This window comes from Hyphomonas oceanitis SCH89 (assembly GCF_000685295.1).
GTDB lineage: Bacteria > Pseudomonadota > Alphaproteobacteria > Caulobacterales > Hyphomonadaceae > Hyphomonas > Hyphomonas oceanitis.
In genome coordinates this window covers 1-2463 of record NZ_ARYL01000096.1, presented here as the reverse complement: position 1 = coordinate 2463, position 2463 = coordinate 1, and the positions used below count along the sequence as shown (strand labels likewise).

The following is a 2463-nucleotide window of genomic DNA, read 5'->3' as shown; positions in this document are numbered from 1 at the left end:
GCGAGGTTTTGAAGTAGCGGAACGGGTTCTTGCTCATAATCCGAGGCTAAATAGCAAGATCAGTCGCCCTGATGCCTTCACACAATTCCCAGAAAAGTAAACTCGCTCGGAATGCTTTCCTCTTGGCGATTTGCTCATCGCGGCTTCGGAGCGACCATCGCAGTTCGTCGCGGTAGAGTTTGGGCTGGAGATGGGAAGGCTGAGTTGAAATCGATTGCCACGCCGCGTGATGTATTTTGTCCACTGGAGGCTCATCGCGAGCCTCCCGCGCGGGAGTATTGGAACAGTAAATTGGAACACCTGTTGCAAGTCGAAACCGAGCGTATTGCTAGGTGTTTGATTTGTTTGAAGTATCTACAAAAGTGGCGGAGAGGAAGGCCGCCATCATTGTGTAGCATGCCAACTCATGTCGTCGCATAATTCCAGTATACACAGGGCTTTACGGGAATTTACCGTAACATTGCGTTGCATAAGATATAGCGAAAGCTTAGTCCGGTTGGCGGAATAGATGGAGCGTCCCGCCAATGCCAAAACTTGCTAAACCGCTATCAGCCCGTGCCGTCACTGCACTCATTCATTCTGGCTCGGGGCAGTACACACGTCATGCGGTTGGTGGTGTGCCCGGCCTGCTGTTGCACGTATCCGCCTCAGGGGCTCGGTCGTGGGTATTGAGAGCAAGCCTCAAGGGAAAGCGTGGTGAATGGGGGCTAGGGGCATTCCCGGAAGTTCCCTTAGCTGAGGCCCGCGAGAAGGCGATTGCAGCTAGAGCGGCTATTTCTGAAGGTGTTGATCCTACAAGGCGCGAGCGCATAAGAAAGGGGCTGACCTTCGCTGATGCGGTTGCCGAGTACTGCGAGACCAAGCTCGATGCTTACCGGAATCCCAAACACAAGGCACAATGGCGCTCAACGCTAGAAATGTACGCTGTTCCAGAACTGGGCCAGATGGAAGTGGGGGAGATTACCGTCCAAGAAATAATACGCGTGCTCGATCCGATATGGCGCGAAAAGACAGAGACGGCCTCACGAGTGCGGGGAAGGATTGAAGCGGTCTTGGCATGGGCCACGGTTCACGGCTTTCGGAAGGGCGACAACCCAGCGCGCTGGCGTAATAATCTTGATAAGATATTTTCGGCGCCTGATGCTTTGAAGCGTCAACAGAACGGTGGTGGGGATAAGAGACAGCCAGCATTGCAGCTAGACGATAGCGCCCGTTGGTTTGCCCAGTTGAAAACCCGAAAGGGGCTCGCCGCGCGTGCACTAGAATTTCAGGCACTGACGGCAAGCCGGTCTGGAGCTGTCAGACTGATGACGTGGAGCGAAGTGAACTTTGCCGCGAGGGTATGGACGATCCAACCGGGCCGCGCGGCATCTAAGGTCAGCAGGAAGCCACACAGAGTGCCGCTCACTGAGACAATGATTGCCCTGTTGCGCGACGCTGAGAAGGTAAGACGAAACGATTACGTGTTCCCAGCTCCAAGGGATGGGGCCTTTTCTGACATGGGCCTGGCTGCAGTTATGAAGCGAATACAGGAACGGGACAGTGTTGGCTTTCTAGATCCTATTAGCGGGCTTCCTGCGGTCCCACACGGGCTACGGTCTACATTCCGAAACTGGGCTGCTGAGAGGACAGAGTACCCTCGAGAGATGGCAGAGATCGCTTTAGGGCACAGAATTGGCTCTGCGGTAGAGCAGGCATACTTCCGGGCCGACATGCTGGAGAAGCGCCGCGCCATGATGTCAGAGTGGGGAAGCTTCCTGGCGGGCTCCAATAGAAAGGCGGAAAGGTTATTCGTGGCGAGCGCCAAGGAGATCATCCGCCAGGTCGAAGAAATAAAAATTATTTCTCAGCTACCAGAAGAAAATCAATCTGAAGCTATGGAAAAACTGTTCCGGGCTCTGAACGCATAGTTAGGATTCGCGAAAGGGCGTGGAATTCAGGTAATGCCTAGCTGAATATAATATCAACATATCAATGCACTAGGGAAACTCTCCACATAGTTTCAGGCATCTCACGGTCATTGAGCGGCGCGGCGTTATTGATCGCCATGTTGTAGCATAGGATAATAGTCCCAGTCGCATTCGATGGAGGATTTTCTATGCAGACGTTTCTAACTGATGTTCAGCTGGCTGAGCGCCTTGCCGTTTCCCGCCAATCAATCTGGCGCTGGGTAAAGCTCGGACACCTGCCCAAACCCACGTCTCTCGGTGAGCGCGCCAAGCGGTGGCCGGTACAAGCTATTGAGGATTGGGAAGCGGAGCGGGCCAAAGCGTCCTAATCAAAAAGGCCCCGGCGCAACAGCTACCGAGGCCTTCGAGAATTTTTGTCCTAGCGCTAACTCAAGACCAGTTAAATATAGCAAAATTGCGTCTTCCGATCAAGCGACTAGGCCGTAACCTACGGTAATTCCTTGAGCACTTCTGCATTAAAAATGGTAGCGTCCCGGGACTTGGTGTAAATTCG

2 protein-coding genes are annotated in these 2463 nt (G+C 53.5%); both read left to right on the top strand.

Going from position 1 to position 2463, the window contains the following annotated elements; genetic code table 11:
* Nucleotides 1–524: 524 nt before the first annotated feature.
* Nucleotides 525–1910 carry a tyrosine-type recombinase/integrase gene (locus HOC_RS20300; RefSeq protein WP_084146518.1) on the top strand — a complete coding sequence of 462 codons (1386 nt, stop codon included), beginning with the start codon at nucleotides 525–527 and terminating at the stop codon, nucleotides 1908–1910.
* A 188-nt stretch (nucleotides 1911–2098) separates the two neighbouring features.
* Nucleotides 2099–2278, top strand: coding sequence for a helix-turn-helix transcriptional regulator (locus HOC_RS20295; protein WP_035542320.1), 180 nt, complete (start codon nucleotides 2099–2101; stop codon nucleotides 2276–2278).
* Nucleotides 2279–2463: the final 185 nt, after the last annotated feature.

Coding starts and splice junctions, on each gene's coding strand:
- HOC_RS20300 (WP_084146518.1), top strand. CDS start 525: ATGCCAAAACTTGCTAAACCGCTATCAGCCCGTGCCGTCACTGCACTC.
- HOC_RS20295 (WP_035542320.1), top strand. CDS start 2,099: ATGCAGACGTTTCTAACTGATGTTCAGCTGGCTGAGCGCCTTGCCGTT.